Source organism: Novosphingobium mathurense (assembly GCF_900168325.1).
Lineage (GTDB): Bacteria > Pseudomonadota > Alphaproteobacteria > Sphingomonadales > Sphingomonadaceae > Novosphingobium > Novosphingobium mathurense.
Genome location: NZ_FVZE01000003.1, coordinates 255195 through 276712, shown reverse-complemented (window position 1 = coordinate 276712; position 21518 = coordinate 255195). Strand labels below are relative to the sequence as shown.

Sequence of the window (21518 nt, the reverse complement as noted above, 5' to 3'; positions counted from 1 at the left end):
TCTTAGTCGAGAACAAAATACCCTCCAGCTTCTTGGTTTTTCAGTCGGTAAATCAACTGCGTTAAGGCCTTGTCGGCCACTATGGTTTCCGATTTCTTTTCAAGCTCGCTCAAGGCATCCGAGCAGCCGCCGATAGCCTTGTCGGCTATTTCGCAGAACTGCCTGCGCTCGGCCACGGGCATGTCGGGAACCGGTTCGAAAATGCCAATCGACGAAGCCCGGCCGCGCAGCACGACATTGCCCAGCGGCCGAAAGATATCCATGCCGCAACGCTCCTTCGCGCTCTCGCTGACAAGCACGGCCGACTTGGTCTGCTTGTTGGCCGATTCAAGGCGCGCAGCGGTGTTCATGCTGTCACCCAGCGCGGTATACTGAATGCGCCCTTCGCCGCCGAAATTGCCGACGATGGCCTCGCCATAATGCAGGCCCACGCGGGTCATGCCGATCGGCGGCACGCCTTCGGGCACGGTCCGGCGAAACTCCTCGCCGGCAGCATGCATGGCAAGCGCCGCCTTAACCGCGCGTTCGCCGTCGTCCGGGCGGCTGATCGGCGCCCCCCAGAAGGCAACGACGGCGTCACCGACGAACTTGTCGATGGTCCCGCCATGGGCCAACACCACGTCGCTCAACATGTCGAGATATCGGTTCAGCAGTTTCGCCACCATTTCCGGTTCGATGGCGTGGCTCAGTTTGGTGAAGCCCTCAAGGTCGGAGAAGATCACGAAAATTTCGCGCTTCTGTCCGCCAAGCTGAAGGGAATCGGGGTCCTTCATGATTTCCGCGGCAATGTCGGCAGGCAGATATTTGCCCAGCGCGCCCTGCGCAAAGCGGCGCTGTTCGGCGCTCAGCGCTCGCGCCGCCGATCCGGCAATGATGAAGGCGGCCAGCCAGCCCACGATCCAGCCGAAGGCGGGAAGGCCATAGGTTTCGATGTCATTGGCGGCGAGCAGGAACGGAATGCCGCCCAACGCCGCAATCTGGACCGCGAGCAGTGAACCGGACACAAGCGGCTTACGATTGAAAGAGGCGGTAAAGGCGCCGGCAATGACGGCGGCGATCGCCGCCAACCAAAGCACGAAGTTCGGAACCGGCTTCAGAAGCCGACCATCCATCATCTGGGCCAGCATGTGCGCGAATAGCTCCACCCCCCAGATATTCTTCGCTTCGTCCTCGGCCGCACCGCGGGTCAGCGGGGTCTGGAAAATATCGATATCCTGGATATTGCCGCCGATAAGGACATATTTGCCCTTGATCTGCTGCGCGAACATGGCCGACGCCTCGGGCGACTGGAACAGATCGTCATTGGCAAAGGTGTCGATGGGGATGGCCGCGAAAATCGGCTGATCCTTCAGCGCAGGGCGACGATAGGCCAGGCTGCCGGTATAATCGGCGAAGGCCTTGTCGCCGGGATTGAGCGCATTGGGCATGCGCGGCGGCGCACCTGGGATGATGTCCGCCCATTTGCGCATGACATTGTCGGAATCGGTCTGAATGACGATGCTAGTCGGATGGACATTGCCGCCCTTGGCGATTTCCTTCTGGAAATTCTCCAGAAACTGCTGCTGTTCGTAGAGAATCTTGTCGCTCGCCGTGTCGATGGAGGCATGGGCGAGGAAAGTCGGCGTCTTCATCGACTGGAAGGTCTTGATGAGCAGGTCGTCGTCACTCTGCGGTTGGTCGATCAGGATATCGATTCCGATCCCCTTCGCCCCCATGCCGTCGATCCGCGCCAGCGCCTTGGCCAGGGTGGTGCGGTCCAGCGGCGACCGCTTGCCCGTGCGGATCAGCGTCTCGTCCGTATAGGGGACCATGACGACACGAGTGTCCTGCTCCACCGTTGGAGCGGTGGCGATGATCCGCGCATCGAACAGGGCATGTTCGGCATCGATGGCGAAAGGCAGGTTCCAGCTGAATTTGGCAACCAGCACAGCCAGAACCAGCCCGACCAGCGATAGCGCGATGCGGGTCCGGCCGATCTGCGTCGCCAGCTTGCCCAGCCTTTTGGAAAAGCCTCTGGCTGCTTTCTCCTGGCGATCGCTCATTGGTGGGTTTCCTTCTGGTTCACAGCACCCTGCGTGTCGGCCAATTGGCCGGTTCCGCCGCTGGACAGCGGCTTTGCAGCGTCGCCGACAATGGCGAAGGCTGCCCAATAATAAGGATGGGAGGTCAAGGGATCGTCCATCAGCAGGTTCTCCGACAAGCGCATGGATTCGCCGATCGGGCGGGTACTGCTATCCTCGTAGATCAGCGACATCAGCCTTTTGGTGGCGTCATAATCATCGGGTACCGGCCAGTGGCTTGCGATGACCGATCGCGCTCCGGCGCCGACAAAGGCGCGCACCAGACCGTCGAGCGCGAAATTGCCGCCGGTGCCAATGCCCGCTTCGCGCGTCGCCGCCGCCGTCGCCGCGCCAGCGGTGTCGCAGGCTGAGAGGATCACCGTGTCAGCGTCCAGCCGAAGGTCGAAGATCTCCTTGAAGCTCAGAAGTCCGTCGGAATCCCGCTGACCAAAGGAGGTCACCAGCGCCGGACGCGCCGGGCAGCCAGGACGCGGCGCGGTGACGAGGCCATGGGTCGCGAACTGGATGATGCGGAAATCCTTGAGATCCTCACGCTCGCGCAGAGCGGTGTCGGAAAATCCCTCCTCCGTCACAACCTCATTATCCATTCCGCCCAGGCGCAGCGAAGCAAGCCTGAGTTCGGCCGAGGAGATTGGCTTGTTCCAGACGGAAAGGGCCCAGTCGCAAGGGTCGCGGCCTTGCTCGCTATGCGGTGCCCATTCCAGCCTGGCTGCCGGTGCGTTTTGCCCCATGCCGAGATAATTCCGCGCGGCACGGGAAGCGGGCAGGCGACGCACGTCGATGAACGATTGTGCGGAAACGGCTGTGGAGATCATGCGGTCGCGGCCCAGCCAAGCGGTGCCGGTGAAGTCGAATTCGTCCGGATTCTTGGCCTTCTGGCGCGCGACATAGGCGTCGACGCTGGCCTGATCCATGACCAATACGTTGGCCGGCAACTTGAGCAGCGGCCCATCGGGTTCGAACACCAGATGCCTGATCGACGGAACTTCCCCGGCCACCGCTCCAAAGAGCAGGTCATACATTTTGTGCGCGGCGACAAGATTGAAGGGATTGGTCACGAGCTGGTTCGATTCCTCGATGACGATGGAATCGCGGATGGCATCGGTCAGCTTTTCCAGCTCGTCGCGGGTAGCCTTGATCTTGAAAATCCGGCTGTTATCCGGTCGCACGAGCATGCCATAGGCCGTCTCATCCACAATCAGCAGCTTGTAATAGGCTTCGCCGGGCTTGAGCGCGGCCTGCATTCCTTCCAGTTCCAGGGTCGAGCTCGCCATGACGCGAAACTTGGGGAATGCAGCCAGTTGGGCCAGCAACGCGGTCTGATCGGCGCCCACCTGCTGGCGATGCGCCTGCGCAGCAACAAGCAGCTGATTTTCCTCCGGTGTACGCGTGTCAATCGCGCCAAGGCGGGCGATCTCAGCATCGGTGACGACAATATCGCGGGTCAGGCTGATCGACTGGCGAAACAGGCTCGATGCCTCATCGCTACCGCCCGACAATTCGCGCGCGAACACGGCCTGTGTCTGGGCGACGCCCGGACGCACCATAGCCTGGCTGGCCAGGAAGAAGTCGTTGGCGGACTGCATATCGCCCTTGGCGACAAGCGCCTCGAAATAGGGCTTGATAAGGGCGCGCAGAGCTTCACTGCCGCCCGGAACGTGCGCGGCATCGCGCACCAGTTGGCGATAGGCAGGGATGGCATCGCTCATGGCTCCATGCCTGGCCTGCAATGCAGCCAACCGCGCCTTGGCGGACAGAACCGTCGCCGATTCCGGATAATCATCCTCATAGATGCGCAGAGCCTCGCGCAAATGGCTTTCCGCCAGGCTGCCTTTGCCTTGAGCCTCTGCCAACTGGGCCTGTTCGGTGAAGATGCTGGCGATCATCCAGTGCATCGATCGCACCGCCCCGCCACGTACCGACGCATAATCGGACATTGCCGTTGCAAATTCCGATCTGGCCGCATCAGGTTCGCCCTTCATCCGCCGGGCGACGCCGCGCAGATAATGGGATTGGGCATCCAGCAATGTGCCGCGCTCGGTTTCGGACAGGTGGGTCGCACCTCCGCCCAGCTTGATCATGGCGTCGTCATCGACCTGAAGCCGCTGCGAAAGCTGCTTGTCGATGAAACCGCCGGTCAGCCGTTCGCTCGATCCCGCCGCCTCAGCGATGGCCGGAACCGCGGTGTCGAGAGCGACAAGGGCGCCTTCGGCATCGAGCTGATTGAGCCTGTGCATCGCCTGCAGGTTGCGAAACAAGCGTCCGAACAGGGCGTCCGACCCGTCGGCAACCTTGGCCGCGTCAGCGAAAAGGCGGTCCGCCTCGGCCATATGGCCCAGGTTCGACTGCTGCATGGCGGCATTGGCGTAATATTCCGCCGCCTTGTTGGCCTCGCTGTCGTTGATCCGAACCCGGCCAACCAGCGCCTCGAAAAACTCCGACGCTTCGGCGTAGCTGCCTTCAATATTGCGGTCATAACCGGCAGCAAGCGCCTGAGCGGGATCGAGGCTGGCCGCTTGGACCCGCGCAAACGCGGCGGGGTCGCCGGCATTGGTGGTAGCGACGGAAATCTCGCCGCTCACCGGGCGATCCGCGGCAAGCGCGCGCAGTCCGACCTGCAGCGCGCTGTCATAGGCCGACAGGCCTTCCGCGCTCAGCGTTTCGCCGCCGCGCCGCAGGCGGTAGATGGTGTAATTGAGGCCGGCGCTATTGCGGCACTCGACTTTTGCAACGCCGCCCAGATCGGCTATCGTCGCTTCCGCCGGGTTGGCGCAGGACAGGTCCTTGTCCGTTCCCTTCGCCGGGTCGCCTGCAGGTGCCTTGAGCGCATAGAGCCGTGCAACCGGCGTTGCGGCGTCGCGGCAGACCACATCATAGCCCCGATCGAACATGGATGTGAACCGGCTGTCTTCGCTGCGCCTCTGCGCGGTGCACAGCACGCCGTGATCGCCGACGCGGAAACTGTCGGATGCCGATATGGCAACTGGCGATGCGAGGGCAGGACCCTGGGCAAGGGCAAATGCCGTGGCAGCCAGCCATGGAACAATACGCTTCATCATAGGTCTCCCGGAATCCAGAGGGATGAATTGCCGGTTCCCGAGACCGGCTCGTCTACCGGTGGCGGCTGGCTGACTTTCCTGGTGTCTATCACGCTGTTGACCACAACCTTGGGATTGCCCGTGCTTTCGGCCGCGGCCTGTTCCTTCTGCTCCTCTTCGGTCTGCGATGCCGCGCTCTGTTCCTGCTGCTGCACCGAACTGCTCACCTGATTTGCGATCGTGGGCACGGTCGATCCGGCGCAACCATTGGCCGCGCTGCAGGGAAGAACCGTGAGGTCATTGCCGGTGTAGGTCACAGTATAGTTGGACGAAGCAGCCAGCGTGCCCTGCGTGATGGGATACGACCCTGCAGGCGAAGCGATCGTCGCGGTAGTCGTCAGCGCGCCGGCCAGGCTGTCGCCATTTACCAGACCATCGCCGCCTACCGTGTAGGTCAACGCCGGATTGGGGTCGAATTGCACGCGACTTGCGGGGTCGGCGCTAATGATGAGCGACCGGGGCGTGACGCTCAGCGATCCATCGACATAAGTCAGCGCGTAGTTGGACGAAGCAGCCAGCGTGCCTTGCGTCACTGCATAGGAACCGACGCCCGACAATGTGTCCGCCGTGGTGCTGAGCGATCCGGTCAGCGTGTCGCCATTGACCAGTCCCGCACCGCCGACCGTATAGGTCAGGATCGGGTTGGCATCGCCATAGAGCCGGTCGCGCAAATCGCCGTTTACTGTAATCGCCCGCGCGATAACCGAATGGGCGATGGCGTTCGTAGGGTCCTGGACAAAGGAGAAGCTGTAGTTCGCCGAATTTCCGCTCAGTCCCGATCCCGTAACGGCATAATTGCCAACGTTGCTCAGTGCGCTGGCAGAGGTAGAATAGACCGCGGTGCCGGTCGTTACCGTGGCCAGCGTGTCCGATCCGAACAACCCACTCGCGCTCTCCGTGCCGGTCAGCCCAGCCAGCGCATCGCCGTAAGCGCTGCTGACCGGATTCGCGGTATAGGTGATTGTCGCGGCGGCGGGAGTAATGCTGCCCGAGGCCGTATTGAACGAGACGGTATAGTTGCCCCCGCCATTACCGTCGTTGATCGTATACCCCGTGTCGACGGACAGCGTACGCGTGCCGGCATTGGCGCTGTCAAACGACTGCGTCAGGCCGCCAATGCTATCGGCGCCCTGCAGGCCGCTGATGCCAATGCTTCCAGTCGAACCGACCGTGGCATCGTAAGTGCGCGTATCACTTACAGCACTCAGAACCAGCGCCGCCGGGGTGATGCTGCCCGAGGCCGTGTTGAACGAGACGGTATAGTTGCCCCCGCCGTTACCGTCGTTGATCGTGTACCCCGTATCGACGGACAGCGTACGCGTGCCGGCATTGGCACTGTCGAACGACTGCGTCAGGCCGCTAATGCTATCGGCGCCCTGGAGACCGACGATGCCGACCGATCCGCTCGACAGGATCGTAGCATCATAGATGCGTCCATCCGTGACGGCGTTCAGAGTCAGTGCCGCTGGCGTGATCGTCAAAGTCGCCGCGGGGGCCGTAATGATATTATAGCCCAGCTGGTCGGACGACAGCCCGCCCGAATAGCTGACGGAATAACTGCCTGCATTGCGCCCGGCGCCGCTGATCCCCGCCGTGCCGAACAGATGGTTCAGGTCCGCGCCCAGGGGGATGGCATTGAGCAGCGGCACGGTCCCGTCATAGACCAATGTCGTGTCGGTTGGTCCGACCACCAGAGGGCGAAGGAACGCCTTGAGCAGCGGGGTCGATAGCCCGTCGTATATACGCCAGATCGCAGTGTCGGTGCCGGTCGTATCGAGCGACCAGCCTGCAAAGCTGGAAGCCAGCCTCGACTGGGCGGTGGTCAACATGCCGGCGTTAGCGCAGCTTGTTCCGCCGTCGATAGAGCAGGCCACAGACACGCCCGATGCTTCGCTGTCCCAATAGCTGTTGAGGATCGAACCGGACGGCGAGTTGGAGCCGACGAGACCGCCGGCGCCAGCCCCCGTCACGACGCCATTGGCGAAGGTGAAGGATATGCTGCCATCATTGGAACCGGCGATACCGCCAATATAATTGCCTCCGCTGACGTTCACTCCGGACCAGCTATTGTCAATGATCCCGGTGCTCTGATTCATGCCGACCAGACCACCCGTGTCCGACCCGCCGGAGTTGATGACGCCAGTCACGAAGGACCCCGTGATCGTTCCCGAATTGCCTCCCGCAATCGCCCCAACCCAGCCCAGACCGCCAAGGATATTGACATCGACAAGGCCAAGGTCGCGGATCGTGCCGGCATTATAACGGAACAGGCCAACCTCGCTTTCCGAAGGCCGGTTGATCGCCAGACCGGAAATGACATGGCCCGCACCATCGAATACGCCCAGAAATGGTGGCTCGCCATCACCGAGCGGGATGAAGCCGTCCTGCCCCCACACGCCACTCAGACGTGCAGTCTCCGTCGCATCGATGTTATGGGACAGTCGATAATTGCGTTCGAGCGCGAGGCTTACCAGTTGCATTTGATGGATGCTGCCGATCGATGCCACGCCGGACTGGAACTGGGGCTGTTCCCAAATGCCGATCGGCCGCGTAGCGTTCTTGATCCAGATCCAGTCGTTGGGGTTCAGGTTGGCATAGGCCGTCGAACCAAAGGCATAGTTGCCTGCCCCCGACTGGCTGGGGTCGCCGGTCACCGACAGCAGGTTGGTAATCGTACCGGTGTTGGCGCCAAAGCCTGCCGACAGACCGCTGGTAAAGCCGTCCCAATAGCTGCTGGAGATGACGCCGCCCGCATTGTCGCCGACGAAACCACCGACATTGGTTCCGCCCTGCGCGATAACCGCGCCGGTCGAGTAGCTGGCGCTGATGGTGCCATAACCCGGACCGATATTCCGCCCGACCAAACCGCCAATACTGTCGCTGCCCGATCCTGCAATCACATCGCCCAGCGCGTATGAGCGAGACACCGAAACCCAGTTGGTACCGGTCAACCCGCCGACAAATTGCGCGCCCGCGCCCACTACGACGTCGCCGCTGGCATAGGACTGATCAATGCTGCCATAGTCATGCCAGCCGATCAGGCCACCGACTTCGGTGCTGTTGTCCGCGCCGGAGACGATGCCCGTCGAGAATGACCGGGTGACCACGGCATGATAGGCCCCGCCGATCAGGCCACCGATCCTACTGCCGCTTCCGATCACGGCCGCGGTCGAATGCGACCCGTCGACGAACGTATTCATGCCGGTACCGCCGATCAGGCCGCCGACATTGCTTTGGCCGGTCACGGTCCCCGTCACGAAACTGTTCGAAACCTTGACCGCGCCGCAGAAGCCGCAATTGGCGGTTGCGCCGATCAGGCCGCCGACACTGTCGCCGCCGATGATGCTGGCGTTGATCAAGCCGACATTGCGGATCGAAATGGCCGGCTGGGAAGCCGGTCCACCGGCCAAGGCGAACAGACCGACCTGCGTCACGCCCGGCCTGTTGATGGTCAGGTTGGTGATGACATGGCCCAGGCCATCGAAATTGCCGGTATACTGCGATCCCGTGCCCAGCGGCACAAAACCCGCGCCACCGTTCCAGCCGATGGTCGCAGAAGCGTCAATGTCGGTGCCCAGCGCGAAATTCTGGCCGAGGAAGTTGTTGATCCCCTGAAGGTCGGCCAGGGTATAGACCAACTGATAGGCAGTCAGGTTACCGGCCACTACGCTGCCGGAGAAATCCGTAGGGGTGCCGAAACTGGCCGGATTATAATAGATGTCGATCTGGTTGCCCGTGCCGGTCAGGTTGAACAGGCCGGACTGTGCCGTAACCGTTCCGGCGGCATTGCCGTCCGAATCCGCCTGCAGGGTAAGGTGCGCGTTCGCGCCGCTGCCAGTCACCGTGCCCGCCACGTCGATCGACCCTGCGGCGAGGATCTTGAGATGGCTGTTGCCGCCGACCGTAATCGGCGCGTTGATGACGATGTCGCCCGGCGAGCCGCCCCCCGCGCCAAGGGATGCCGTGGCGTTCGATGCTGCGCTGAACAGCGTAAAGCCATTCTGGGCAACGCCGCTGATGGTGCCTGTTCCGGCCTGAACGCTGGTGTCAAAGGCCAGCGACCCGCCTGTGCTCGCCAGTTTGAACGTGCCGGCATCGGCGGCCAGAAGCACCGTTCCGCCGGTCGCAGCACCACCGGCGGCGCTCGCGCTGTTGCCGCCAATGGCCGATGCATTGAACCCGACATTGGATTGCAGATCGATCGTCGCCGCGCTGTCCCCGACTGCGAGTTTGACGTTGCCCGCTACGGCGTAGCCGCCGGTTCCGACGGCTCCGTCGCCGCCATGGGCCGAGGTATCGAATAGCGCGTCGCCCGATACAGTCAGCATACTTCCCGGGCTAAGGGTGAAAATGGGCGATGAAGCATAGGCGTTGCCGCCGCTGCTGCCACTGCCACCCTTTACCCGGGCGTCCAGCGAAAGACCACCGGTCGTGATCGCGCCTTGGATCAGCAGTTCCGGTGCTTGATAGGCCAAGGCTTCACCGCCGGTTCCGTTCGTCAGCCCCGCGTCGCCCGCAATAGCGCTGCTGCCGATGGCAAGGGTGCCTGCCACGCCAATGGTGCCGCCCGTGGTTTCGACCTTCACAAACCCGCCATAGGCATCGCCACCGAGATCGCCGGAGCCATCACCGGCGGCCCCGCCCTTTGCAGACGCGTCGACCGTCAACGAACCACCCGAGACGAGCAGCCCACCGCCCGCACCGATCGTGACAATTGCAGAGCCGCCATAGGCCGATCCGCCGCTGCCGATGCCGGTATCGAAGCCAATGGCATTGGCTGCCACGACTGCCGATCCGCCGACGGTGATGAGACCGCCATCACTCAGCAACTGGGCTGCGCCACCCGATGCATAGAAGTTGCTTGTGTTGATCTCGCTGGCAGAAACCAGAAGATTGCCACCGATATTGACCGCGGTTCCGGCCAGACCTGCCTCCAGCGACGCGCTGCCCGCACCGGTACTGCCTGCGTCCGCCTCGAGCACCAGGTCGCCGCCTATCGAAATGGTGCCCTGTTCGGCACGCAGTATTGCGGCATTGTTGGCGTGGATCGAAAGATTGGACGCAAAGCTTATGTCGGGCGTCCCGCCTGCGGTCATGTCGGTAACAGTGACGTTGCCGACTGCGCTGACATAGCCGTTCGAAGTATAGCTGCCCCGGGCGATGCTGATGTCCGCCGTGCCCGAACTTGCCGGACCCACGGCAATCGGATTGCCCGAGCCGCTGTCGGCGATATTGTGCCCGGCCGACAAAACGATGGTGTTGCCGTCAAGGCTGGCCGCGCCTGCGACGTCGAAGCCGATCGAACCGCTCGATTCGATCGCCATCGTGATCGCGTTGTTCTTGGGAACCGCCACCATATAGACCCGGCGCGTCTCACCGACCCCGGCGACATCAGGACCGCCGGTAGAACCTGTATGGGTAAAGGTGTTGGTCGCAACCCCGGATCCGCTCGTAACACTGATGTTGAAAAGCCCAGTGTTATCAATCGCGAAGTCGGCGCTTTCCGCCGCGACCAGCGCCACGGAACCGCGCGCGCTCAGCAGGCCGTCCTGCTGGATGCGTGGTGCGACAGCGACGATATAATTGTTCTGCCCTACGTTTTCAGAGCGCACCTCGGCCCCGGCCTCGACCACAATGGCCGATGTGCTGCCTGACTGCGGACCGATGCTGAACTGACCGGCATTAGCCATGAAATCGCCCGTGCCGTCGACCACCGGATCGCCCGTTGTGAGCAACAGGCTGCCGACATCGATCCGCGCCGTGCTGCCCACCAGCAGGCCTCCGGGACTGTAGAACCACACGCTGCCGGCCGCGTCGCTGGTGATGTTGCCGTCAAGCCGCACCGCACGCGTTTGGTCGACGGGCACGATGCGATTCAGCACGACATAGTTGCTGCCCAGCGCACCGTTCGCCGCGAAATTGACCGTGTCACCACTGGCCAGGAAGTTGATCGCGCCGCCGCCCGTTCCGGTGTCGGTGGGCGTCCAGGTGATCGTTGTGTGCGCGGTGTCGACGGTAATATTGTCGACGCCTGCGACCGAAGAATCGATGGTCGCGCTGCCGAAATCGACCGTGCCGGTGCCCTGAAAGGCCTGCGCCCAGACCACCTGCGGCATCGCCGCGAGCAGCGCGACGAGCGAGGCGTTACGCAGTAGGGAGAGAGACGAACGGGGGCGCATCAGCGGGTGCTCCAGGGCAAAAGATTCATCGAATAGGTGACAAGGAAGCGCGGATCGCGGCGTCCCGTCTCGCCGGGTAGGGTCGTCAGGGGGAAGGCGACGGCAAGGTCGAGACGCGCACGGCCGCCGACACGGCTTCGCAGGCCACCGCCCAGAGAATGCAGCGGCTGCGCGCCGCCCGTCGGCGATGAACGGTCCCAGGTCCAGCCATTGTCGAGAAACAGATAGGGCTGAAATTCCACATTGCTGCGCGGATTGAGCCGGAAACCTTCATGCCGCAGCTCGGTCTGGATACCAATGCCATCGTCGCCGGTCACAGTGCCCGGATCGAAGCCCCGCCCGACCGTGTAATTGCCCATGGAAAAGCGATCGAAGGAGAACAGCCCTGCCGTGCTGACCTGCGCGCGCGGCGAGAATGTCACGGCGAAACGGCGCAGCGGATGCAGTTCGAGATTGGCGTTGAAGCGGAAAACGGAGGCATTGGGATCGCCGCCGATCAGGCTGGGCGGAACGAAGCCGGTCGCAAGGCAGGTCGCCTGCTGGGTCATGCAATCAGGGCTGGCACCGAAGATGGAGAGACCCTTGCGCGCCTCCAGCGATCCGTTGAATTTCCAGAGGATCGAGCCGCCCGGCCCCATGCCCTTGAGATCGATCGCGTCCAGGTCGAGCCGCACATAGCCCACCCGCAGACGATCTTCGCTGAGGGGGATGCCACCGAAATCGACTTTCTGGTTGACGAAATCCAGACCGGCGGCAGCGCGGATGGTAACCGCCTGCTTGCGAAGGAAGGGGTAGATCGCCTCGACGTTCGCAAACAGCGTACGCGCCGAAACGTCGGGGACGGCAGGCCCCAAATCGGGTCGGGTCCAGGCATAGGTTACGCGCCCACCGATCCGCAGGCCATTTCCGCCCAGCGCCATTTCATGACCCGCCTGCAGGATATTCTGCTCATGGACCTGCGCCGTCGAATAAAAGGACAGCGTCGTGCGATCGCCCATGCCGGTAAGGCCGTTGAACACCGCCCGCAGCTGCCCGCCATAGCGGCCGGTGCCGGGACCGGCATAATTTTGCGCGCTGAAGTCGACCGTGACCGGGGTGTAGTCGATCCGCACTTCGCCGATCATCTCGCCCGCGCCGGTGCCTGCTGGCTTGAGCGAAAGGCGCACCTGATAGCCCGGAATGTCGCGGGCCAGCAGCAGGTAGCGTTCGGCCTGGAAGCGGTTGAACAGCTGACCGTCGGCCAGCTTGGATAGATAGTTCTCAATCAACCGCTCATTACGGCCGACCTTGCCCACCACGCGGATCGACGTGACCTTGGCGTAGAGCACTTCGAAATTGACTGCACCATCTTCGATGCGCTGGGCGGGCACCTGAACTGCGGCGATATAGCCCAGTTTCCGAAGCTTGGTCGCGGCCGCATCGCGAATCCGGCACACCACGCTGATCGGCTGTTCGGTGCCGACGAAATCGCCATAGGTATCAGCCAGTTCGCTGGCATCTACCGGACCCAGATTGCGAAACGTGGCTGTGGCAATCCTGATCTTGATCGAGGAGTAGGCCGGATCTTCCAGCGCGCAGGGCGCGCGCTCGATGCGCTCGTCAACCGTCAATCGCGGTCGAGGGGCAGCCTGTTCCTGCGGCAGCGGCTCCAGATCGCTTCGAGCTGGCGGCGTCAGGGGGACAGACTGGGCCTGGGCGACGGAGGGGATGGCCAGGCCAAACGCTACGACAAGTTCTGCAATCCATAAAAATCCACCGCCCCGGACTAGCCGAGGGTCCTGCCCCGTAGCAGTTGCCATTATTCGCCCCTATTGCCCCATCACAATCTGGGATCGGCAGTAGGAATTGATGGTAAACAATGGGTTACTGAACGCGCAGATCGCTCATTAAAAATCATCCACACAAAGCACTTGTGCACTCTTCTGAGAAATAAGCGGACAGTCCGCTTCTGGGATGCGTAATTCGGCGGCTGAACCGCACCAATGGTGAAGGCTTTGATAGGCTGGCAAGCCGCCCGTCCACTCTCCTATGCCACGCGCCAGCTCGTTGACCATCCGACGAGACTCATCAGCGAATCTTGACTGGAAAGGGTATTCTAGTTAGCAGATTGCCAAGCCTGGTAGCGAAGCATGTTACATGCTTTGCTTGGGAAGGTAGCGTGAGGGCCAGGCCCGGCGCTGCCATGCTGCAGGCCGCTTTGTCCTTCGGGACGATCCTTCGGGAGGCGGCGCGGTATGCAAAAACATCGTCCCCTCCCATGTCGAAGAACTGGGAGAACCCGATGGCCGATTACGTTCGCAACTTATGGTATATGGCGGCGTGGGATCATGAAATTCCCGATGGCGGCATGCTTTCGCGCACGCTGCTTGGCGAGAAATGGCTGATCGCCAGCCTCTCCGACGGAACGTACGCCATGCTTGCCGATAGCTGCCCGCACCGTTTCGTCCCGCTCAGCAAAGGGAAACTCGAGGCCGATGTCATCCATTGCCCGTATCACGGGCTCGGCTTTGACCGCACTGGAACCTGCGTACATAGTCCTTTCCCGGGACCGCCGCCAGCTCATGTGAGAGCGCGAACGATGCCGGTAATTCTGCGCCATCGCGCCTTGTGGTTCTGGCCCGGCGACCCGAATAAGGCCGACGCTCGCCTCATCCCCGATTTCGGTTTCGTTGACCGCGACGGCATGCAGCGCAGCCATCTTGTGATACAGGGCCATTATGAACTTGTGACCGACAACCTGATGGATCTTACGCACATAGAGTTTCTCCATGTCGAGAGTTTCGGCGTCAACGGTTCGATCTTCGCTGGCCGTCAATCGGTGGTGACCGACGAGAGCGGCGCGATCTGGAACAACTGGGACATGGAAGCTGTCCCGGCCCCGGCATGGGCCGCGCCGATGGTCGCTGACGGTGCGCGAGTTGACCAGTGGTTATACATGCGCTGGCACGCCCCTGCAGCGATGGCGCTCACCGTCGGCCTGTCGCGAACGGGTACAGAACGGCGGGACATGGTAGTGCCGGAAATGGTCAATCCGCACATCATCACGCCCGAGACCTCGACGAGCAGCCACTACTTCTACGATCATGAAGCCACTCGCGAGGCAGAAGTCCTCGCGCGGAAAGTCTTTATCGAAGAGGACGAGCCGATGATCGAAGCGGCGCAACAATCGCTTGGCACACGCGATTTCTGGGATGCACGTCCAGCCATTCTGGAGACAGATGCAGGCGCGATCCGCGCACGCCGGCGCATGATGCAGCTACGCCGGGCCGAGGCTGCCGATGAAGCTCAGGTGGGCAATTGATGCTTGCTTAGGGGCAAGCAGATGAACGTCGGCGCCAATTCGAAGCCGACGTTCATCAGAGCCGCTCAGATCGGCCAGGTCTCGCGCCGGTAGGCGGAATCCCAGAACATCCATTCATAGCGCGTGGCGATACGAAAGGCCGTTTCCATCGCGGCGCGGGTCGCCGGGGTGGCGTTGGCGGCGGCCTCGTCCACCAGCGCGCGCACGCGGGCTGTGGCCTCGCCGAAAGAGGGGGCCGCGTAAGTGTCGATCCAGGCCGCGTAGGGATTGGGCGAGGCGGCACGCGGCTTGATGTCGCAGCCGACTTCCCAGTAGACCCAGAAGCAGGGCAAGACGCCCGCGATCAGTTCCTCGTAGCTGCGCGTCGCGGCAAGGCTGGCGAGGTAGCCGGTGTAGCCAAGGCAGGCGGGCGTCGCCTCGGCCTCGCGCGCCATTTCTGGAGTGACGCCGAACTGCGCGAAGAAGGCCTGATGCAGCGCCTCTTCCACCTGCACCGCGACCTTGGCGCCATCCGAAAATTCGAGCCGTCCGGCAGCCGTCGGCGCGCGGGCGGAGGCGATCGCAAGCACGCGGGCATATTCGGCGAGGTAGAGGCTGTCCTGCAGCATGTAGTGCCGGAAGCTTTCGGGCGGAAGCGAACCGTCGGCCAGTTCCGCAAGGAAAGGCTGGGCAAGGATCGCGCGGCGCAGCGGGGTCACGTCCTGCCAGATCGTGTCGCAGAAGCTCATGGGCTCGTCCTTCCCTCAGAAACGGTGGGTGGCGCCGACGCCGAACTGGCGGCCGGAGTTGATCGTGAAGCTGTCGAACGGGCCGTCGGGACCAAGGCCAAGGAGCAGCGGCAACTGCTGCTGGCCGAACGCGGAGATCGCCCATCGCTTGTCGAAGAGGTTCTTCGCCCAGACCTCAAGGCTCCACGGACCGAGGTCGACGCCGACCCTGCCGTCGACCGAAGCATATCCGGGCGTATGCAGGATATTGTCGATCTCGAAGTCCACGCGCGAGACGTACGCGACGCTGAGGCGCGCGTCGACCTTGGCGGGTCCCGCATCGCCCTGCCAGCCGATCCCCCCGTTCAGCGTCCAGTCGGGGGCATTGGGCGTGCGATTGCCGGTAAGGTCGATCGTCGCCGGTTCGCCGGGTTCGGGCGTGGGATTGGGCGTGGTGTAGCGACCGACGCGGCTGTGCGTCCATGCCGCGGCACCATCGAGGCGGAAGCCGAGGCCGAGTTCGGCCTGCGCCGAAGCTTCCAACCCGTGGACGTCCACCTTGGGCACCGAGAGCACCACCGAATTGCCGAGGAAGACGGTGTTCTGGAAATTGCTGTAGTCGGTAACGAAGCCCGCCAGCGCCAAGCGCACGCGCCCGTCAGCGAGGCGCCCCTTGACGCCCGCTTCCAGCGACTTGACGGTTTCCGCCGCAAAGTTGGCGGTCCAGATGTCCGAGGCGCCGGGAAGCGGGTTGAAGCCGCCCGCCTTGAAGCCGACGCTGCCGGTGACATAGGCGGTAAAGTCCTGTGTCGGGTGCCAGGCCAGCGAGATCTTGGGCTGCCACTTGTCGAATGTCTTCGCGCGGCGGGCGTAGATTGTCGCGGTATCGGTGCCGACGGTGTCTTCCTTGCGGCGGTCGCGGTCGTAACGAAGGCCCAGCGTTGCCTCGAACGAGGGCAGCATGTCGTAGCTGGCCTGAGCGAAGAGGCCGATCTGGTTGGAGCGGGTCTCGGCGCGCTGCGGCTCGGCACCGAAAAGGAGCGGGCCGAAATCATCGGTCCGGTCGCGTTCGAGACGCTGGAAGAAGAAGCCCGCGTGCCAGCGCAGGGGCCCGGCCCCTTGCGATGTCAGGCGCAGTTCGCTGGTCCATGCCTCGATGTCGACCGGCTGCGAGATGGGCTGGATACCGTTCGGGAACAGCGGCACGCCGCCCAGCGTAACGGGAGTATCGTGGCGAAAATCCAGTTCCTCGACGAAGTCCTTGTGGTAGCTGTCGTAACCACCCGACCATGTGAGCATCAGGGCATCGCCCAGTTCCTGCTCGAAGGTCGCCTGGGCACCCCACCACTCACGCGATGCACGGCCCTCGAAATCGCCCTGCGGATCGGTAAGGATCGCACCGGAAAGCCGCCCGTCGTTGCGGCCCGTGACGTTCTCGGACGAGATGTAGGCCGCGCCGCCTTCCTCGTTCGCCCACCCGATCCGCAGCTTGAGCGTGCTCGTTTCGGAGGTTGCAATGTTGGCTTTCAGGCGCAGGTTGCGGCTGATGAAGCCGTCGACCTTCCTGTCGAGGTAGCTGTTGCGAATGAAGCCGTCGCTGTTGCGATAGGAGCCCGCGAGGCGCAGTTGCACCCTGTCCGAAACCGGCGCGTTGACCACGCCGTCCGCCGTCCAGGTAAAGCCATTGCCCATCCCGAGCGAGGCCATGCCGCCCGCAACGTCGGAGGGATCGTTGGTGGCGATGTTCACAGCGCCGCCCGATGCCGAGCGTCCGAAGAGCGCGCCCTGCGGGCCTTTCAGGATTTCGACGCGCGCGACATCGTACGTGCGCAGGGTGAAAAGCTCGGAATCGGCAAGCGCCAGGCCGTCCACCACGTAGGCGATCGACGGCGACTGGTTGCGGTTGGTCGAAACGCCGCGCACCGTTATCATGTTGGTGCCGGGGTCCTGATCGTTGATCATGAACACGCCGGGCGTCGCGGCGACGAACTCGTCGATGGTGGTCAGCTTGCGGCGGACGATGTCGTCCTGCGTGAACACGGTCACGGTATCGGGCACTGCGATCTGCGCCTCGGGCCGACCGCGTGCAGTGACGACGATAGGGTCTTCGCTGGCCACTTCCTCAGCGTGCGCAGGGGCGAGCATGCCCATGGAGAGGCCGGCGCCGAGCACCGTGAAAATGGCAGACGAACGTGTGGCTTGGCGTCGCATTGTCCCTATTCCTCCGCCGGCATGAACCGGATCAGGTTCGCGGGTTTGCGGACTGGACGCCGGAATGCGCCGCGATCCACCTCTCAGCCCTGACAGCGCCAGGACACCCCGTGGGTTGTTCAAGTGAGCGCGCTTAGAAAAACGGTGCGCCAGCGTCAATCGCGGCCGACCATTCATTTCGGCAATGATCTGGCAGAATAAAGGCGACCATCCAGACGCTGCATTCGCTGGACAAGCCAACCGGTTCTCCCTGAACATTGCGACGCGCGTCGGTGAATATCCATGAAGCGGCTTGCAACCCTCACCCCTCCCGTTACTGGAAGACAAATTCTAATAATTGGAGGGATGAATGGAGTCTCGCCGCGATGCAATCAAACTTGCGCTTGCCGGCACTGTCCTGGTGTCAGGTGCCAGTCGCGTAGAGGCCGCCGGACCCGATCCCGCAGGCGATACATGCAAGGCTTCAGCCCCCAAGTGGCCACGAGGCATCGAAGGCCAGCGCAAGGCCGACCTCGGCGACGGCCGGTTCCTCAACCCGGTGCTTGCCGGAGACTATCCCGACCCGTCGGTGCTCAAGGACGGCGAAGACTACTACATGACGCATTCGTCGTTCGACGCAGCGCCGGGTCTGCTGATCTGGCATTCGCGCGATCTGGTGAACTGGCGCCCGCTCGGCCCCGCGCTGGCAAGGCCGCTGGGCACGGTCTTCGCCGTAGACATCGCGAAGCACGGCGACCGCTATTTCATCTACATTCCCTTCATGAAGGCGCCCTGGTCGCCGCCGCTTGCCAGCTTCGCGAACATCTACGTCATCCACGCGCCTTCCATGGAAGGTCCGTGGAGTGACCCCATCGATCTGGGCATCGGCGGGTTGATCGATCCGGGTCACGTTGTCGGCGAGGACGGCCACCGCTACCTGTTCTTCAACGACGGCAAGCACGTCCGCCTCACGCCTGACGGTCTTGCAACGGCGGGACCGGTCGAGACGGCCTACGAGGCCTGGCGCTATCCCGACGACTGGATCACCGAAGCCTGGTCGCCCGAGGGACCCAAGCTGTTCCGTCGCGGCGCCTGGTTCTATCTCGTCAACGCCGTCGGCGGGACCAGCGGACCGGCCACCGGACACATGATCGTCGTCGCGCGCTCGAGATCGGTCAACGGCCCCTGGGAGCATTGCCCGCACAACCCGATCGTTCGGACGCGCTCGGCGGACGAACTGTGGTGGTCGCGCGGCCACGCGACATGCGTCGAAGGCCCCGACGGACGCTGGTTCATGGTCTACCACGGCTACGAGAACGGGTATCAGACGCTTGGGCGGCAGACATTGCTCGAGCCGATCGAATGGACGCCGGACGGCTGGTTCCGCGCAGCCGGAGGAGACCTATCGCAGCCGCTGCGCAAGCCCGCCGGTCTGGCGCAGACGCACGGCATGGCGCACTCGGACTCCTTCCGGGTTACTGCGCTGGGCCGGCTCTGGAGCCTCTACGCCAGCGCACCCGACGAGGTGGCGCGGGTCGTCGTGGCCGACGGCCAGCTGACCCTTGCAGGCAAGGGCACGGGGCCTGCCGACAGTTCGCCGCTTACGCAGCAGGTGGGCGACCGCGCCTACGAGATCGAGGTCGAACTAGAACTTACCGGCGAGGTGCAGGGCGGCCTTCTGCTCTTCTTCGACGATCGCCTGTTTCTTGGCATGGGCATCGACGGCCAGCGGATGACGACCTATCGCGGCGGCAAGGCGTCCTACTGGCCCGAGCCTGCGCCCGCCGTGCGGCACATGCACATGCGCATCTCCAACCGGGACCAGGTCGTCACCTTCTACTACAGTCTCGACGGCAAGGCCTGGACCCGCCACGCCGTGCGGACCTACGTATCCGGTTACAATGCGAATACGGTCGACAATCTGCTCAGCCTGAGACCGGCGCTGTTCGCTTCCGGTCAGGGAAAGGTTGCCTTCAGGTCATTCAGATATCGAGCTTTGGGCTAACCGCTGGCGCTGACCAAGCGGCCGCGCAAGGAGGCTTCGGCAAAGGGGGTGGTCCCGGAAACGCGGTGCCATGCATCCTTGGCAGGTGTCGCGCGCGCCGATGGGATGATACGCTGCAATCATGAAACGCAGGCTCAAGGTATTCTTCGATGGTGGTTGTCGCCCCAACCCGGGCTTTATGGAAGCCGCAGTGGTAGTGCGCGGTCAGGCGCAGTTCTTCGACGATTTGGGAACGGGGTCCAACACGGACGCTGAATGGCTGGCCTTGCTCTTCGCGATCAAATTGGCTCAAGAACTCGGAGAGCGGAATGTCGAATTTGTCGGCGATTCCCTGGACGTGACCCGGCAGGCCAACTTCGCGGCGTCGACCGGGCAAGCACGGTCGGACCATGCAGCCGCGTTCCTTTCACTTATTGAGCAATATCGGCCCGGAAGAATCCGTTGGATCAAGCGCGAGCAGAACCTTGCCGGAATCGCGCTCGATGCCCGGCGCGGATGGTAGCACCGACTGCGCCGACGCCGCGGTCGTTGACGGCCACGGCTCCGCGCTGACAGGCCGGTTTGCACCGTCCTGTCAGCCAGAAGAATTGCCGGCGTGCAAATCAGATACTGCTCAGCCCCGTTTCGAGGTCTGCAATGATGTCGTCGATATGCTCGATGCCAACCGATATACGCACGACGTCCGGGCCCGCCCCGGCAGCAATGAGTTCGTCACCTTCAAGCTGGCTGTGCGTGGTCGAGGCGGGGTGGATGATGAGCGAGCGCGTATCGCCGATATTGGCAAGATGGCTGAACAGCTTGACACTGGAAACCAGCTTCACGCCCGCCTCAAATCCGCCTTTCACCCCGAAGGTGAAGACCGCCCCGCCCCTGCCGCCGAGGTATTTGTCGGCAAGGGGCTTGTAACGATTGCCCTCAAGCCCGGCATAGGAAACCCATTCGATCTTTTCGTGCTGTTCGAGCCATTTTGCGACCGCCAGTGCGTTGTCACAATGTCGCTCCATACGCAGTGCCAGCGTCTCCATGCCGGTGAGCGCGAGCCATGCGTTCTGCGGTGCCATGGCCGGCCCCAAGTCACGCAAGCCAAGAACGCGGCAGGCGATGATGAAAGCAATGGGACCGACCGGCTCCAGCGCATCGACAAGGACCGCTCCGTGATATGAACCGTTCGGCTGCGTCAGGCTGGGAAACTTGTGCGCTTGCGCCTTCCAGTCGAACCGCCCGGAATCGACGATCACGCCGCCGACGGAATTGCCATGTCCGTTGAGGAACTTGGTCGTCGAGTGGGTAACTATGTCGGCCCCATGCTCGAATGGGCGACACAGCATCGGGCTGGCCATCGTATTGTCGACGATCAGGGGAACACCGCCTTCATGGGCGATGTCTGCAATGGCCGCGATGTCGGTCACTACGCCGCCGGGGTTGGCAAGGCTCTCGATGAAGACGCAGCGAGTCTTTTCATCGATCGCGGCGCGGACATTCTCAGGATCGTCGACATCGACGAAGCGGGTTTCCCAGCCGAACTTACGGAACGCTTCGCCCATCTGGTTGAGCGAACCGCCATACAGCCTGCGCGCGGCGACGATATTGCAACCCGGTTCCATCAAGGTGTGAAACGCCACCAACTGCGCCGCGTGGCCGCTTGCCACGCCGAGCGCGCCGACACCTCCCTCAAGTGCTGCGATCTTCTTCTCCAGCACGTCGTTTGTGGGATTCATGATCCGCGAATAGATGTTACCGAACTGCTTCAGCGCGAACAGATCCGCGGCATGTTCGGCACTGTCGAACACATAGCTAGCCGTCTGGTAGATGGGAGTGATCCGGGCATTGGTTGTCGGATCGGGTTCGCACCCGGCATGCACGGTCATCGTTTCAAGTTTCAGGTCGGCCATCTTGTATCCCATCCGGTATGTTATCGAGGATGGGAATAGCGCGTATCACGCCGCACGGACCATAT

At 62.8% G+C, this 21518-nt stretch carries 10 protein-coding genes and 1 riboswitch; of the genes, 3 read left to right on the top strand and 7 right to left on the bottom strand.

Going from position 1 to position 21518, the window contains the following annotated elements; all coding sequences use genetic code 11:
- Positions 1 to 2: 2 nt before the first annotated feature.
- The 4 genes from B5483_RS12270 to B5483_RS12255 are packed head-to-tail and all read right to left on the bottom strand — an operon-like array spanning position 3 to position 12968.
- A complete protein-coding gene (locus B5483_RS12270) occupies positions 3 to 2042 on the bottom strand; it encodes an adenylate/guanylate cyclase domain-containing protein (RefSeq protein ID WP_054946301.1) in 2040 nt (679 codons plus the stop codon).
- Positions 2039 to 5137 (bottom strand): CHAT domain-containing protein, encoded by a 3099-nt coding sequence (locus B5483_RS12265; protein ID WP_079730549.1) that lies wholly within the window; start codon positions 5135 to 5137, stop codon positions 2039 to 2041. Before B5483_RS12265 ends, B5483_RS12270 begins: the two co-directional genes overlap by 4 nt.
- The gene (locus tag B5483_RS12260; protein ID WP_079730548.1) at positions 5137 to 11358 is read right to left on the bottom strand and encodes an MBG domain-containing protein; all 6222 of its coding nucleotides are present in this window, start codon (positions 11356 to 11358) and stop codon (positions 5137 to 5139) included. Before B5483_RS12260 ends, B5483_RS12265 begins: the two co-directional genes overlap by 1 nt.
- Complete coding sequence (locus B5483_RS12255; RefSeq protein WP_054946303.1) at positions 11358 to 12968, bottom strand: ShlB/FhaC/HecB family hemolysin secretion/activation protein; 1611 nt, start codon at positions 12966 to 12968, stop codon at positions 11358 to 11360. Before B5483_RS12255 ends, B5483_RS12260 begins: the two co-directional genes overlap by 1 nt.
- A gap of 671 nt (positions 12969 to 13639) precedes the next feature.
- Here B5483_RS12255 and B5483_RS12250 point away from each other — a divergent pair.
- The gene (locus B5483_RS12250; RefSeq protein WP_079730709.1) at positions 13640 to 14659 is read left to right on the top strand and encodes an aromatic ring-hydroxylating oxygenase subunit alpha; all 1020 of its coding nucleotides are present in this window, start codon (positions 13640 to 13642) and stop codon (positions 14657 to 14659) included.
- Positions 14660 to 14724: 65 nt separating this feature from the next.
- Here the strand turns inward: B5483_RS12250 and tenA are convergent, their stop codons facing one another.
- Both tenA and B5483_RS12240 read right to left on the bottom strand, forming a co-directional pair.
- Positions 14725 to 15387 (bottom strand): thiaminase II, encoded by a 663-nt coding sequence (gene tenA / locus B5483_RS12245; RefSeq protein ID WP_054946304.1) that lies wholly within the window; start codon positions 15385 to 15387, stop codon positions 14725 to 14727.
- Between the two features lie 15 nt (positions 15388 to 15402).
- Positions 15403 to 17577, bottom strand: a complete 2175-nt coding sequence (locus B5483_RS12240; RefSeq protein ID WP_079730547.1) for a TonB-dependent receptor — start codon at positions 17575 to 17577, stop codon at positions 15403 to 15405.
- A riboswitch (TPP riboswitch) is annotated at positions 17569 to 17698 on the bottom strand. (Overlaps the previous gene by 9 nt.)
- A 228-nt stretch (positions 17699 to 17926) precedes the next feature.
- Here B5483_RS12240 and B5483_RS12235 point away from each other — a divergent pair.
- Together B5483_RS12235 and B5483_RS12230 are read left to right on the top strand one after the other, a co-directional pair.
- Positions 17927 to 19561 carry a family 43 glycosylhydrolase gene (locus tag B5483_RS12235; protein WP_079730546.1) on the top strand — a complete coding sequence of 545 codons (1635 nt, stop codon included), beginning with the start codon at positions 17927 to 17929 and terminating at the stop codon, positions 19559 to 19561.
- Positions 19562 to 19682: 121 nt separating this feature from the next.
- On the top strand, positions 19683 to 20063 hold the full coding sequence (locus tag B5483_RS12230) for a ribonuclease HI (protein ID WP_176168027.1): 381 nt from the start codon (positions 19683 to 19685) through the stop codon (positions 20061 to 20063).
- A gap of 100 nt (positions 20064 to 20163) precedes the next feature.
- On the opposite strand, the gene B5483_RS12225 is transcribed toward B5483_RS12230, so the two are convergent.
- The gene (locus B5483_RS12225) at positions 20164 to 21453 is read right to left on the bottom strand and encodes an O-acetylhomoserine aminocarboxypropyltransferase (protein WP_054946308.1); all 1290 of its coding nucleotides are present in this window, start codon (positions 21451 to 21453) and stop codon (positions 20164 to 20166) included.
- Positions 21454 to 21518: the final 65 nt, after the last annotated feature.